This is a genomic window from Okeania sp. KiyG1 (assembly GCF_014132355.1).
In the GTDB taxonomy this organism is placed as follows: domain Bacteria; phylum Cyanobacteriota; class Cyanobacteriia; order Cyanobacteriales; family Microcoleaceae; genus Okeania.
Genome location: NZ_BLZO01000070.1, coordinates 1 through 14,271, shown reverse-complemented (window position 1 = coordinate 14,271; position 14,271 = coordinate 1). Strand labels below are relative to the sequence as shown.

The 14,271-nt window shown below is 39.6% G+C and carries 10 protein-coding genes; 5 read left to right on the top strand and 5 right to left on the bottom strand.

The features are described from left to right. Positions 1 to 736: 736 nt before the first annotated feature. From SAGCYANO_RS14595 to SAGCYANO_RS14580, 4 genes are all read left to right on the top strand, one after another. Positions 737 to 1,114 (top strand): hypothetical protein, encoded by a 378-nt coding sequence (locus tag SAGCYANO_RS14595; RefSeq protein ID WP_237396176.1) that lies wholly within the window; start codon positions 737 to 739, stop codon positions 1,112 to 1,114. Between the two features lie 390 nt (positions 1,115 to 1,504). Beyond that, complete coding sequence (locus SAGCYANO_RS14590) at positions 1,505 to 2,128, top strand: tryptophan-rich sensory protein (RefSeq protein WP_307785898.1); 624 nt, start codon at positions 1,505 to 1,507, stop codon at positions 2,126 to 2,128. 353 nt (positions 2,129 to 2,481) lie between these two features. Continuing rightward, positions 2,482 to 3,168 carry a lecithin retinol acyltransferase family protein gene (locus SAGCYANO_RS14585; protein WP_202220743.1) on the top strand — a complete coding sequence of 229 codons (687 nt, stop codon included), beginning with the start codon at positions 2,482 to 2,484 and terminating at the stop codon, positions 3,166 to 3,168. Between the two features lie 654 nt (positions 3,169 to 3,822). Further along, on the top strand, positions 3,823 to 5,775 hold the full coding sequence (locus SAGCYANO_RS14580; protein ID WP_202220742.1) for an NHLP bacteriocin system secretion protein: 1,953 nt from the start codon (positions 3,823 to 3,825) through the stop codon (positions 5,773 to 5,775). Positions 5,776 to 6,385: 610 nt separating this feature from the next. Here the strand turns inward: SAGCYANO_RS14580 and SAGCYANO_RS14575 are convergent. The 5 genes from SAGCYANO_RS14575 to ovoA all read right to left on the bottom strand — a co-directional run bounded on the left by SAGCYANO_RS14575 (position 6,386) and on the right by ovoA (position 11,763). Next, positions 6,386 to 7,114, bottom strand: coding sequence for a class I SAM-dependent methyltransferase (locus SAGCYANO_RS14575; RefSeq protein ID WP_202220741.1), 729 nt, complete (start codon positions 7,112 to 7,114; stop codon positions 6,386 to 6,388). Between the two features lie 223 nt (positions 7,115 to 7,337). Continuing rightward, a complete protein-coding gene (locus SAGCYANO_RS14570) occupies positions 7,338 to 8,132 on the bottom strand; it encodes a class I SAM-dependent methyltransferase (RefSeq protein WP_202220740.1) in 795 nt (264 codons plus the stop codon). Positions 8,133 to 8,289: 157 nt separating this feature from the next. After that, positions 8,290 to 9,084, bottom strand: coding sequence for a hypothetical protein (locus SAGCYANO_RS14565; protein WP_202220739.1), 795 nt, complete (start codon positions 9,082 to 9,084; stop codon positions 8,290 to 8,292). A gap of 524 nt (positions 9,085 to 9,608) precedes the next feature. After that, on the bottom strand, positions 9,609 to 10,535 hold the full coding sequence (locus SAGCYANO_RS14560; protein WP_202220738.1) for a putative 4-mercaptohistidine N1-methyltransferase: 927 nt from the start codon (positions 10,533 to 10,535) through the stop codon (positions 9,609 to 9,611). Position 10,536: 1 nt separating this feature from the next. Next, complete coding sequence (gene ovoA / locus SAGCYANO_RS14555; RefSeq protein WP_237396175.1) at positions 10,537 to 11,763, bottom strand: 5-histidylcysteine sulfoxide synthase; 1,227 nt, start codon at positions 11,761 to 11,763, stop codon at positions 10,537 to 10,539. Positions 11,764 to 12,549: 786 nt separating this feature from the next. Between ovoA and SAGCYANO_RS14550 the strand changes: the two genes are divergently transcribed. Next, on the top strand, positions 12,550 to 13,902 hold the full coding sequence (locus SAGCYANO_RS14550; RefSeq protein WP_202220736.1) for a cytochrome 450: 1,353 nt from the start codon (positions 12,550 to 12,552) through the stop codon (positions 13,900 to 13,902). The last annotated feature ends 369 nt before the right edge of the window (positions 13,903 to 14,271 follow it).

Here is a 14,271-nt window from a genome sequence, read left to right as displayed (position 1 = left end):
CTGATAGATTATTATACTCAGGTTAATCAGTTATTATCAGAAAAATTCAGGAAAGTTTGGGAACAAATTGCGAGGAAAGCAGTCGTTACTATGGGATTGTTTTCCTAGGTCATGCTCCGCAAACGTAAATCTCTGCCGACGCTTTAGATTTAATTTTACCAAAAAATAGGGTCTAAAACTTCCCCTTTTAAGAGGATGAAAAAAATATTCGATTCAGTATTTTCAAGCCTCTTGCTCCAGAGGTCGGTACTGATAACTGAAATGACCTACCTACTTAACAGTTGGTGCCAAAATTGTAATACAAAATTCAAAAAAGATAGTTACATCTTAATTTGTGATTTATTAATGCAATAAAAAAACTAAATTCCATGTTTTTCTTTGTTGAAATTGTTGATTTTTAGCTTAATAATCAGCAATTTATGAAATATGTAAATCTAAGCCATTATCTATTAATTGATTAACTGATTATTTGATGTCAAATCAATAGGCCATTTCTACAATTAATAATTAATAATTAATAATTAATAATTAACAATTACCTCTCCTTGAAAAGAAGAGGATTGACGCAAAAGGGAAAATTAATTCATTGTTTCTCCTTTAAAGGAGAGGCTTTAAACCTTAATTATTCGGTAAGAAATAAATTATTCAAAATTTAAGATTATATTCATGGGAGTCAACAGTGTAGATGTGATATATAAAATTAGACAGTCGATAATCATATATTTAGGAGTTAATAATGATGACTAAGGACGAATTTAAGATATTGACACAACAACGTAATGCTAAACTTGCTGCAGTTCTAATCGAGATAATTGATGGTGAATGGAATCGAGTTAGTAGGCAACTAGATGCTCTTGATACTGATTCTAATGATGTTACTAAAGCAGCAATTTTAGTGGGACAATTTCAAATATTAGATAAATTGAGGTTAGCTTTATCTGAAGGTAGCCTAAGTTCTGATTATGAAATAGAAGCTATATGGCGTTCAAAATTAATTCAGCGTGTTATTGAAGGTTTTAATTTAGATTTAGATACTCACACTCCACCCCGTCAATATAAGAGTATAGCACAACAACTGGCAGAAGCTTGTGGACTAGAAGTAATTAGAGATTAATTCTACAAATATAGATGTTATAATTTGATTAAGATTAACTAATTATTTAAACAAGTAGCCCGGTTAGTTGTAGAGGTAACAACTTCCGGGCTAAGTTATAATTTGGCTTAACTAGCTATCAGCTATTATCTATGAGCCTAAAAATTTGCGCATATAATTAGGTATCTGTTTGCGGAGCATTCCGTCAGGAAACGCTTTTTAATCGGATTTATTAATAAGAGTAAAGATAATTATGGAAACTAATACTAACAAATTTAATTCAAACATTATTCGGCAGTGGGCTAATTTAATAGGGATTATTGCTGCTTTTTTCTGAATGTTTATGTTAATCTTGCTCCTCCTGGTGGCAAAACTATTGGCGAAATTTCTAATACTGTATTTCAGGATGTTTTGATTATTCCGGCTAGTTATGCTTTTGCAATTTGGGGATTAATTTATTTAGGTTTAATTAGTTTTGGAATTTATCAAGTATTACCAGTACAAAGAGAAAATCCAATTTTACAGAGATGTGGATATTTTTTAGTGGGTGCAAGTCTGGCACAAATAGTTTGGGTATTTTTATTTCAATTTGAATTATTTACTCTTTCCGTTTTGGCAATGTTAGGAATTTTAGGCTGTTTAATTTGCCTATATCTAAATTTAGGAATTAGTTATGAAAGAGTGTCAAAAAAAGATAAATGGTTAGTTCATTATCCCATCAGTATATATTTTGCTTGGATTAGTGTCGCAACGATTGTGAATATAGCAAGCGCCCTCCATTATTTAGGCTGGAATAGTACAGGACAAGTTGCCATAGTTTGGACAATAGTTATGTTAATAATTGGAGCAATTATTGCAGCAATTATTAATATACAAAAGCAAGATATTGCTTATCCTCTGGTATTTGTTTGGGCACTTATAGCTATTGTAATTCGTCATTTAGATATGCCAGTAATTGCAGTTACTGCTGGAATTTTAGCTTTAGGGTTAGTGGTTTTAGTTTGTGTAAAACTTGTCTCAATTAGATTAAAATAAAATTAGGTGAAAAAGCGTTTCCTGACGGAATGCTCCTTTATTAATGGATAATGGATAATGGATAATTGATAATTACCTCTGGTTAAAACCGAGAGGATTGAATATAAGGAAATATTTTTCTTCTCTTGGTCGATTGGATATGGCGAGGAGACTTCGCCATCCCACCCTACGGGAAGCTGCGCTACGACCGCTTTTTCCCCTTAAAAGGGAGGCTTTAAACCAGAATGATTTAATAATTAATAATTAATAATTAATAATTCGATAAACAGATACCATTATCTATGTACTACCTTTTTAAGCTAATAGCTAATAGCTGATAGCTAGTTAAATTAAGTAAAATTTGAAAAAATAATATGGCAAGAGGAGACCAAATATATACTCTTAGAGAGTTTCTAAATATAGATGGTGTTTACGAACATCATGGCATTGACTGTGGTGATGGAACAGTTATTCATTATCGCAAAGGTACAGAAACTATTGAAAGAACTTCTAAAGAATATTTTACTGATAGAAGAAAAGTTTATGTGAAACGTTACCCAGTTCGTTATATTGCTGATACAGTCATTCAAAGAGCAGAAAGTAGATTAGGAGAAAGAAAATATAATATTATTAAAAATAATTGCGAACATTTTGCGACTTGGTGCATAACTGGAGTTAGTCACAGTCAACAGGTAAAAAACTTTATTCCTCTGCTTTATAACATTAATGTTGAACAAATATCAGAACCAATTAAGCAAGCAATTTTAGGAGTAAAAACTGACGTAGATACTGCTGAATTGGTCAACAAAGCTTTAGCGGATATAAAAATAGCTTGGGAAAATATTCAACCAGAATATAAACAAGTTAGACAGGAAATAAATACCTGGCAAAAAGTAGCACATGCCGCAGTAAAACAAGACCGGGAAGATTTAGCTCGTGCTGCTCTAATGCGTAAGAAAAAACATCAACAACGTGCTGATGAATTAGAATCTAGTTTGCAGAAATTGGCAACTATGACAGAGACACTTTTAAGAAGTCAAAATTTAATTGAAAATAAATAATTGAAGATTTACCTAATAATTAAGGTTTAAAGCCTCTACTTTAAAGGAGAAAAAAGAATAAATGGGAATTACATAGTCAGTGGCCAAAACAATAGTAAGAGTGATTTTTCGGCTTTTGGTTCGGTGAAAATCCTCACTTTTGTAACTACCGCTTCTTCTAAGCTCATGCTTTTAATAGACATAAAAAACCTAAAACCAATATCAGTCAATGCTTTGATATTTAATCAGCAAGCCCTAATTATTAATTATTAATTATTCGGTAATAATTAGGGTTTGCTTATGGAAGTCTTTTGGTCAGGGGAGGACTCAGGACTCAGGATAAATGGGAATTATAGAGGAGATAGTAGGAAGAATCGTTCCTTGATTTTTCTGTCCAACTCTTGACCAAAATCCTAAATTTTTGAACCATTACCACCTAAAACCTCGCACTTTTTGATACTTAAAAAGGCTAAAACCTTTATATGTAAAGACTTTTATATTTAATCAGCAAGCCCTAATTAATTATTAATTATTAATTATTAATAATTAATTATTGAAAGCGCTTCCCGTTGTTATGAGGTACAATAAATGGATTTCTCTTTTTACTTATTTACTTTTTGAATAATATCTCAGCTCATGTAAAAAAAGTCATGGGAAGTTCATCTAAAGTTATTAATGTCTGAAAAACAGCGCCGTATATTCCGCAAAGAATCTTTAGAACGGCTTTCTTCCCCAGAACGACTAGACCAATTAATGCAAGTAGTTACTCTCAAAGATTGGCTACCTTTAGCAACATTAGGTAGTCTAGTAATTCTGGGTTTATTATGGAGTATTTTCGGCAAAATACCTATTACTATTAGTGGAAAAGGAGTATTAATTCGCCCCCGACAAGTAATAGAATTTCAGTCAGCGATCGCTGGTAGATTACAATCTTTAAATATACAAGATGGGCAGTGCATAAAAAAAAATTATGTACTGGCAACTATCGATCCATCTCAGCTCAAAAAACAATTAGAATTACAACAAAATAAACTAACTCAACTAGAATCTCAAGCTCAAAATACTCAACAATTACAAAATCAACGAACTCAACTCGAAATAGAAGCTTTAGCAGGGAAAAAAAACAGTTTAGAACAACGCTTGAAAGATACTCAGGCAATAGCGCCAATACTGCAAAACGATACATTAAATGCCATCCGAGAACAACGTCAGACTTTAGAAAAACGTTTGTCAGACCTAGAAACAGTAACTCCCGCATTAAAAGAGAAAAAATTAGAAGCGATCGCCAAACAAAAAACTAGCTTACAACAGCGTTTACAAGATACTAAAGCACTAACTCCCGAGCTACAAGAAAAACAACTAGCAGCACTTGCCGAACAAAAAATTGCCCTGGAACAAAAGTTAGAAAATACCAAAGCTTTAACCCCTATTTTGCTTAATCAAAATGAAATAGCATTGCAACAGAAACGAGAAAGTCTACTGCAACGTTTACAAGATGCACGAGAGTTAGCTCCTACTTTTGAAGAGAGACTAAAAAGACGTCAAGACTTATATGAACAGGGAGCCATTTCTGAAGATACTCTACTGCAAAGCAAACAAGAATATCAACAAAATCTGCAAAATATTACAGAAATAGAAGCAGAGCTAAAACAACTAGAAGTAGAGCGAACAGAAGCTATAGAAAAATATGCACAAAACCTCAATAATATCAAAGAAATTGAGACTGAATTAGCAGAATTAAAAGTGCAGGAAGCACAAGTTAATCAACAATATTTAGACAACCTCAATACTATTAGAGAAATTGAAACTCAAATCCAAGAATTAGATTTACAAACAACCGAAACAGACGAACAATTTTTAGATAATCTCAACAGAATTAATGAAATTAAAGCAGAATTACAAGAACTCAAACTACGAGAAACAGAAACAAAGCAAAAATTTTTAGAAAATCAGAATACAATAACTCAAATAAAAGCAGATTTACAAGATTTAGATACTCAGAGAAAACGTTTAGAACAAGAAAATTTAGAAGCAGTTAATACACGCCAAAATCAAATAGAAGAAGTTAAACGAGAAATTGCTCAATTAGAAAAACAAATTGCTGATAATAGCAAAATTCTTAGTCCTGTAGATGGATGTATTTTGGAAATACAAACTACTCTCGGACAATTTGTAAATCCAGGTACTACTCTAGGTAAAATTAATATCAAAGGAAAATCAGGAGAACTACAAGCAGTCAGTTATTTTGCTATTTCAGATGGCAAACGCATCACACCAGAGATGGAAATTTTAATCACTCCCGATACCGTAAAACGGGAAAGATTTGGCGGAATTATCGGCAAAATTATTTCTGTATCTGATTTTCCAGTAACAAAAGAAGGTGCAAACTTTGTAGTAGGAAATCCCGAAATAGTAGAAAATATTATCGGCGAAAGTGGGGGAAAAATTGAAGCGATCGCTCAACTAAAATTAGACCCCAATACCTTTAGTGGTTATCAATGGTCTTCTTCAAAAGGACCCCAACAAAAATTAACTGCTGGTACAACCACAACAACACGAGTACGAGTAGAAGAAAGAGCGCCTATTACTTTTGTTTTACCAATTTTAAGGGAGTGGAGTGGGATTTGATTGTTAAGGAAGAAGGAAGAAGCAAGAGGGAAGAAGGAAGAAGAAGAGAAAGTTTTTCGCTCGCGTAAATGGAACGTTGGTAATACTCTATAGGCATCGCTATCTTTGGTAGCGTGATATAGCTTGGTTAAATCCAGACTTTTTCCGCACTTGAAAAAATGCTGACGACAATAATAGTTAGCCAGGTTGTACAAGTTTTTTGATTTAAAGGCTAACTCATCACACACCCGCCAATATTGATGTGTTCGGTTAATAATATGTCTGTCAACCAGTCGCATTCACCCGCTATAATTTATTAGAGTTATTACCTGTTTAAGGTAACAACACTTTTCTTATAATAGCAACTACGCTTTTACAATTTTCATTCAACAGTTAATAACCCCAGTCTAGCAAAAATTTCACAAGCTCCTTCAAGTTAGATTTTACTGCTGTATGCAAAACAGAGCGATCGCTTTAGTCTCTAGCATTAACATTAGCACCGTTAAAAATTAACAGTTGGGCGACCTCTGTCTGGCGACACTCTATAACTTAATGCAACAGAGGAGCGCCCTGTTTGTTTTTGACAAGATTAACATTAGCGCTATTAGCAATTAATCGCTTTGCGTTATTTTCACTCATCTGCAGTGTTTTGGGCAATTACGCAAACATAGTCTTCACTATAATGATAGGGAGGAATGGGATCATTCCCCGGTTGAACAGGCCAATCTCCTTCTTCATGAAACGAGAACATATCTAAAACAGACCAGTTTGAGAACAGCCTAGTGAAAAAATCCTGGGCTTGGCGATCAGACCAATTTACCAATCCAGTATAGGTAAATTCTTCCCCTGAATCCCTGAAAGTTCGTTTGATGTTGGTAAGAACATCAAGGTAAATCAGTCCACCCTGTCTGAGAGCTTTTTTAGCCTTACAGGCCACGACTTCAATCTGTTCCGCACTTAGGAGATGTAAAACACATGCACATAACACACAGTCATAGGATTCCTTGTCAAAAGGATACAGGGTTAGATCGCCAGTGATAAATCTGACATTTTCCAGAGATTCTTGGCGAGCACGGTAAAGTAATGCTTGTTCTCCGGCAACATCAATTCCGGTAACATGATATCCTCTCCGAGCTAAAGCAATGGTATTCCTACCATCGCCACATCCTAGGTCTAAGACTGTAGTCAGATCGCCACAGGATTCAAGCATATTATAGAACTTGAGAAGCTGTTCTTGAGGATCTCCGTAGGCAGACTCAGACTGCTCTTGGTAACGATCCTCCTGAAACCATTGTCTAATTTTGCTATAGGGAATTTCTTGCATGGGTTTACTCTTCTTAGTTTGCTCAATCGCGCGCAATTTTACTGAGAAATTTTACAAGAGGATATAGCATTTCTCAAATTTATGTGGTATAGCACAATCGCCTATTTGTCCGGAGCGATTTTTCGCACAGCGTGGAGGGTAGACTAGCAAGTAACTTAGGCGAAATAGAGTTACCCCTCCCCGTTAGCGAGCAACCCAACGCAGTCGGGCTAGCAATCTCCGACAGCAGATCACACAAAGAATGAGAACTGCTATAACTCTAATTCTTCACAGCTTCAATAAATATTAAAGCCTCTTCAAACTTGAGAACATCGGTTTGAGCATACTTAGTTGTCAATTTAGTTATGCCCGCTTCCAGTTCCTCATCATTAAAATAGCTAAAAGTGGACCAAAAGCGGTTTCGGATCATTTCCAACCATTTATTTTTAGCAATTTGGACGGGGTAGTAGTAGGTTTGATAAGAAACTGAGAAGCCAGTTTCTTCCATATATTTGGCTAAAATATCTACTGTATGTGCCCGTGTTTGTTTTAGCCACTGTTCCAATGCTGCTTGAAAAAATGGGTAGTGGACGATCTCAGGTCTTGTTACCGTTAGCAGGATGCCACCTTGGTGCAATTGCCGATATATTCCACTGTATAATTCAGGTAAGTCTGCTGGAGGGATATGGTGTATAACTCCGTTCATCAGTATCTTATTATATCGGATGGTGCGATCTTGCACGAAACTCTGCGCGTCAGAGCAATGCATCGCGATACCGGGCAAAGTTTGAGCTAAATTTAACATAGATTGACTTGGCTCGACAGCGAGGATGTTTTTAGTTAACCCCGCTTTGGTGTAGAGCGCACTGGTAAATACCCCAGTACCGCATCCCAGGTCTATAGCTTGGTCTGTTGGTTGCAAGCGCAGATGATGCAACACACGATCTAATTGCCACCTTTGATAGTCAGAACCATCTTCAGTGAAAAAGGATTCGTTGTAAGAAGTGCTCACATTGGCATAGTGTATAGAAGTTTGAGAATTGAAATCTTTGTGATTTTGTTTCTTCATTTTCATTACGTTCCAGCAACTTCAGAGGTTTTCACCCACACGGTTCATCGAGAAATTGGCACTACCAAGAGTAGGTCTTTAACTTTATGCTCCCACTCGGGGAGATTATTGCTCGTCGAGTGGGAGGTTATCGCACTCTGTCAAGTGTTGCCTTTCTTTGCAGCTACGCTGGCAAACTTGCTGCCACAATGCTGAAAAGATTCAGACTCCGATACTGCTCGCAGATTATCTGGGCGTATTGCTTGGAGTAAAATGGTCCGTTATTATAAGCATGACCTTCACCTACAGAATACCGCGATAGCTCTGGGAATGAATTTGCTATTACTTCCTCCTGGCGATCGCTCTGTGGAGCAACGACTACATGATACACTTCCAAATTATCGTGTTGATCCAAATAGCGGGAAAATAGACCATTCAATTCCCCTAAAATTAACTGCTCCTGTTCAGAAACTTCCTCATCAACGTTTATTAAGGCAGTGATCACATCTTTTAATTGGGATACCTGCTTGTCCGGTGGACTAGTAGCTAGATAGTCAGAAAAGTCTTGACGCAACTTAACATAGTTTACCTTGTTGCTACCTGCTCTGTTACTTGTTAACTCGTCCCAGTCAAAATTGATGTTCCAATTGTTGGCAAAAGTCTGGACAAACTCTTTTTCTCGCGGTTCTAGAACTTCATCAATCAGAGCAATCTGACCGAGAATCTTGATAATTGTTTTTGCCCCAGATGGCTTCAGAAATGACTTAGCCAAATTTCCCGCTTCTTCTTTGTCCTGCTGAAACGCTTGTTTTAAGAGCGTCCATAATCCTTTTTTTCTCTCTGCTTCAACCCATAGTTTTAACCCGATCAGGATGGACATGACTGCAAAACCAATAAATAAAACATAGGAGAACAGACCCTGCCACTGTCCATCAATTAAAAAGTTCAACGCCAATATTACGTCTGGCACCAAACCCATAAGATATCCAGTGACCGAGACACTTTCAGCAACTGCTCGTTCGTGTTTTCGCGTCCAAATTTTATTCGCAAGAAGGTATAATTTTACCGCTATTATGCCTAATGACGCAAAGGCTAAAACGTAGACAACCTGTTTAAAAATCTCTATCATGACTTAACTTCCATGTTAAGGACTATTTAAAATTGCTTTCCCGCTACTTACGGACTGAATCTGCAAGCTCAACCTATAAAAGTCTTATGGGGAAAGGCTTTCAGAAAAATTAGCCATCACTTTAGCATACTAAATTGAGAAGAGCCAGCGTTGCTTTAAATCTTTGCTAGAATTGTACTAATAAGGCCTTAGCAGGACTTACACAAAATAGCAGCAAAAAATAGGCTCAAATATAGACAAGGAGAGGTTTTTACGTCTAAAATGTATAAATCCTTTATGATCGAGGCTTTTAGCCATTTTTAGGGTTTTGACGTAATTCCCTTGTCTAGACTGGCTTTCAAGCAGTTTTTCTGCCAAAAAATGTCTAAGTACCATTAGGCACCACGCCGTTTCCACATACTGACCAGGGTTACTACATACTGAAACTTGCGGCCATGCTCCCGGATGAGAAACGGCATATCCCGCGTTTCCAGAAGTTCAAAATCCCCGTCTAACTCTGCCTGTAATGCAGCGAAAGAAGACTCTCCATCACGCCCGCCAAGCCAGGCATCCCGTGGTGTGAAGCGCTCGTCCCAGGTGAATGGAGTTGCCAGCACCAGTACTCCACCCGATCGTACCAGCCCACGGACACCACACAACCGCCCTAGAAACGCCCGAGGGCTAGCTAAACGACAGAGAAGGTTAGCAGCTAGTACGGCATCGAACCCAACTAACTCCGGTGGTAAGGCACAGGCATCGGCACGGCGAAAAGTAACACGGCCCCGATCCAGACCTGCAGGAAGTTGGGCTTCAGCAACGCTAGTATTTTCCCCCTCCTCCCGTCGGCGATAGGTCAGTTGGCCTTCACGACGGAGGGTCTCGGCAGCTTCTATAAAGGTAGCACTGAGGTCGATCCCTAACACTGACTGGAATTCCCGCGCCAGGGCGAAAGTTGAGCCACCCACCGCGCAGCCGACATCCAGGGCTTGCCCCATCTCAATGCCCAGACTCAAGCAAGTCTCCAGGGTCAGGGCAGCGATCTGTTGGGGAAATCCCACCGCATCTTTGGGGCCAAAGTTGTAGGGCATTGCCTCATCTGCCGACCCATAATGCAGCATCAGGTTCTCTCCCAGAATTTTATCCCCTTCATAGGCTTCGACCCCGCTGCTCTTGCGAATCAGTACGGCGTCACAGGTGGCATCGCCCTCCTCTGAGCAAGCTAGCCGGAATCCTGCGTGCTGGAAGAAGTGCGGTCGGAAATGAAACCTAGCCCAGCGGGTAGCTTCATCGCCAGTACTGATAAAAGACCCGCCCAGGATCATCTTATGCTCGCCATCGAAGCAAGGAGTGCTGAAGTCGTCGTAGATCCGGTGTACTCGGAACCTCCAGGGGATGAAAGTCATCCTCGCACCAATGCCAGAGGTTGCCGAAGACATCGTAAAATCCATTTGTGTTGGGAGGTAGGGCGTTGACCGGGGTTTCCGACCCCCAGGTCAGATGCAAATTTGCTGACTGAGGCACTGCCTCATCGTCCTCGCGCAGGCGGTGATGTTCATTTTCTGTCAACAGCCTATAAGGCATGGGGCTGTTGTCCTGCTCGGTCTTCCAAGCACAATAAGCCTTGGCCTCGTACCAATTGACTGCTACAGGCCAGGACCAGGGCATATCCACCACCTGGAAGATGGTCCGTAGTCGGTACTGGTGCAGCCCGGCAGGCCCGTCAGCTACCCAGAAGGTAGGCCATTTAGCGTTGCAGTTTTGTCGCCAGGCCCAGCCATGTTCTGTCCAGTATTTCGACTCCTGGTATCCACCAGCAACAACGAACTGATAAAATTCCTGATTAGTCACCAGGTATTTACTAGCTTGGAAACTCCGAACTCTTACCTGTCGCTTACCATATTCGTTGTCCCAGCCAAATAACGGCTCTGCCCAAGGCTTGCCAACCGTAACTGTTCTAGCAGGAACAGGAATTAACTGGTTCTCGATCGCCTGACTTTCTGCAAAAGCTGAAGGGTGGGGAGTAGGCCATGCTTCTGGCTGACGCAAAACTGACAGTGGCAACTCTCGCAGGAGGACGCTGGAGGTTTCGATGTGGATGCGTTCGTGTTCAAATCCCAGGAACAGTGCCCAGGCGGGATTCTCCATGGTGATGGGTTCGTGGCCTTCTTCCAGGGCTGGCATGGTTTCGATCAATTCTCGGACAATCTTGTAGGCCCGTCGCCTGTACTCGACCACCTCACGGACTGATGGCCAATCCATTTCGTTCTTGGACATATCGTCCCAGGACATCTCGTCAACCCCAGTTTCAAACAATTGCTCGAAGTATGGATCGATCGCCTCGCCGATCAGTCCAGCCAGCCGCAGCTTGTTGATGTAAAGTACAGCTGGGTGACACAGGTAGAAGATTAGAGGATGACGCAGTTGGTGATAGGGAGGGTCTAGGAACGCTTGTTCGCCCTGTAGTGCCGACAGCAAAACCTCCGTCATCAGCCAGCCGTTATTGAAGTAGTCTAGAACCTGATGTCGCGTGCAGGTTGCCAGATTTGGCATTGGCAGGGCGTGCAGGACTTCTGTAGGACGGGGCCCAGTCCACCACCACTCCGGGCGCTTTCCTATTAGTGGCTCGGCTTGATTTTCCTCTGCCTTCGGCCTCAGCAAAAGCAGTGTAGTCATCTCTAGATTGGGATTTTTCGTCATATCTTTAATATTATGCTGAAAATACGAAAGATTTCTTTGGTTCAGGGTTTACACAGGCACACTAAATATATATCTTACATTTTTAAGTTCGATTTAAAAGATAATAATTATGAAAAAGTAATCCTAATAATATGTGATTTAATCGGGTGCATCTCATAGCAAGCAAAAACACTTTTTTCTTATCTATTCCCTGTTACCTGTTGCCTTTCGGAGCTGTTGCCTAAAAGCGATAAATTTTTGACTTTATTCTTGCATTCAGATGCAACCATTTAATCAGACTAATAATTAGGTAATTTTTATTGGTATAAATCCTGAAAAATTGAGATAAAAAATAATAAGGCAAAGTACAATAAATATTTATATTAGTAACACGAAGTATCTCTTATACCTATAAAACTATATAAGTTAAATATCTTAATGAGTGGCTTTGGTAGAGCAAGTGTGGCAGCTACATTGCCCCACTAAAAATAGTTAAGATAGGCGTTTGAGTATTTTTGGAGATGTCTATTATATATACGCTATATATAGTCGTAAGTACTGTATTTTATCTGCGAAATGTAGGTGATAAAATTCGCATCAAATGTTAGACTACTTACGACTTATGCCCCCATTTTTTCAACAACCACACAGAGAAATAATATGACTTCAACTACCCCACCAAAACAACAACCAACCTATACAGCATCATTGATAGATATTGGGCTGAATAATTTTCAAATCTGGGCACTTCAACATCCAGAAAATATCTTTAGCAAAGTCTTGCTGCCAATAATTATCTTGATAGAAGGTTTAGCAGCAAATCTTCCTACATACCTAGACCAGAAACGCCTAGTTTTAGGACCCAACTTTTGTTGTGCTGGCCAGGTAGTCATGGGAGAATTTGAAGCTATAGAAACAGCACTGACTTCTCCACAAGCTCGAACATCCCGCCTAGCCACCATCCTACTAGAAGCAAATCATTTGCCTAATCAAGATGTAGGCGGCAGAAACGTTTTCCTACTGGCACTTTCAGACGAAGAAGCAACAGGTAGTAATGACCATGAAGCTTTCCGCAGATGTTTACAGGATTATATTCTCAATGACTCCTCAATAACACGTCAGCAAGATGCGATCGCCAGACAACTTATTGAAAAGTTAGCAGCAGATTATATAGATATGTCTCACGGTCATGGTGAAGCTTTCTTTAGCGAGGATAAGCGGGGTTGGAAACGGTTTCTGATTGAATATCTTCACTATGTTTTATTTAAGCTAGACCCTAATGATAAGAGTACAATGGACTTCCTCACAGATTTACACTATACACGTCAGGGTACACTGCGCTACTTTGCAGGTGTTAGTAGTATCTTAGAAAAGTTCAACATATTTGGGCATGGAAAAATTTCAGAGATGATCGAACAAGCAGCAACCATATATGAAAATTCTCCTGTCTTAGCTAACTTTAACGAACAGAGCGATCAGTATAATGGCATGACAAGACGAGAATTAGCCAAAATGATGACATCTATTATGAGTATAGCAGCTTTACAAGGTCCTCTACATCTTGGTCAAACCGCCATGGGCGATCGACCTCTTCCTGCCTACAAAGGTAGAAATACATCTGAAATTAACCCTACTCATTATTGGGATGAACTTGACCTCGACAACCGAGAGTCTGTGCGACTATATATCTTAGAATGTTCCCGTCTCTGGGCACCCGTTATCGCCTCCCATAAAATAGCAACCGATGCTTTTACAGTGACAATAGCTGGCAGATATCGAACTTTTCCTACTGGTACAAAAATATTAATTCCTATCAGCTTAGGATTATTAGACGAGAACTTTTGGGGTCCGACAACCTATCAATTTGATGCCAACCGAGAAAATCTTTGCCCTTTCCACATGGGTTTCCATTCCGTAGGCGATCGTAGTGCTGGACGCATCTGTCCTGGTAAAGATGTAGCATTGAATATGCTTGTGGATGTCACGATCGCTTTAGGTAAGGTACGACGTTAAAAAAACGGTCAGCACTCAGCACTCAGCAGTAAACGTATAGAATCCCCGATCGTATCTTTATAGGCGGTATGTGCTTTTGGCAGAAGTCCGACCCGACGACTGAGGAGTGAAGACCGAAATTCAGGAACGAGAATAGAGGAGGCAAGCAGATGCGACTCACGTCGACGACGTGAGTCGCATCTGCTGGCAACCCTAGCAAGTTGAAATTTGCTTCCATCTCCTCACAGTCCCCACATTCCCCTCCAGGGAGGTTAGGGTGGGTCCCCACAGTCCCACATTCCCCTCCAGGGAGGGGTTAGGGGTGGGTCCCCACACTCCCCACACTCTCCCTATATTTTTAAATAGATCCACTCAGGGGTTCTATAGAAG

Coding starts and splice junctions, on each gene's coding strand:
- SAGCYANO_RS14550 (WP_202220736.1), top strand. CDS start 12,550: ATGACTTCAACTACCCCACCAAAACAACAACCAACCTATACAGCATCA.
- SAGCYANO_RS14595 (WP_237396176.1), top strand. CDS start 737: ATGATGACTAAGGACGAATTTAAGATATTGACACAACAACGTAATGCT.
- SAGCYANO_RS14560 (WP_202220738.1), bottom strand. CDS start 10,535: ATGATCCTGGGCGGGTCTTTTATCAGTACTGGCGATGAAGCTACCCGC.
- SAGCYANO_RS14570 (WP_202220740.1), bottom strand. CDS start 8,132: ATGAAAATGAAGAAACAAAATCACAAAGATTTCAATTCTCAAACTTCT.
- ovoA (WP_237396175.1), bottom strand. CDS start 11,763: ATGCCAAATCTGGCAACCTGCACGCGACATCAGGTTCTAGACTACTTC.
- SAGCYANO_RS14585 (WP_202220743.1), top strand. CDS start 2,482: ATGGCAAGAGGAGACCAAATATATACTCTTAGAGAGTTTCTAAATATA.
- SAGCYANO_RS14565 (WP_202220739.1), bottom strand. CDS start 9,084: ATGGGTTTGGTGCCAGACGTAATATTGGCGTTGAACTTTTTAATTGAT.
- SAGCYANO_RS14580 (WP_202220742.1), top strand. CDS start 3,823: ATGTCTGAAAAACAGCGCCGTATATTCCGCAAAGAATCTTTAGAACGG.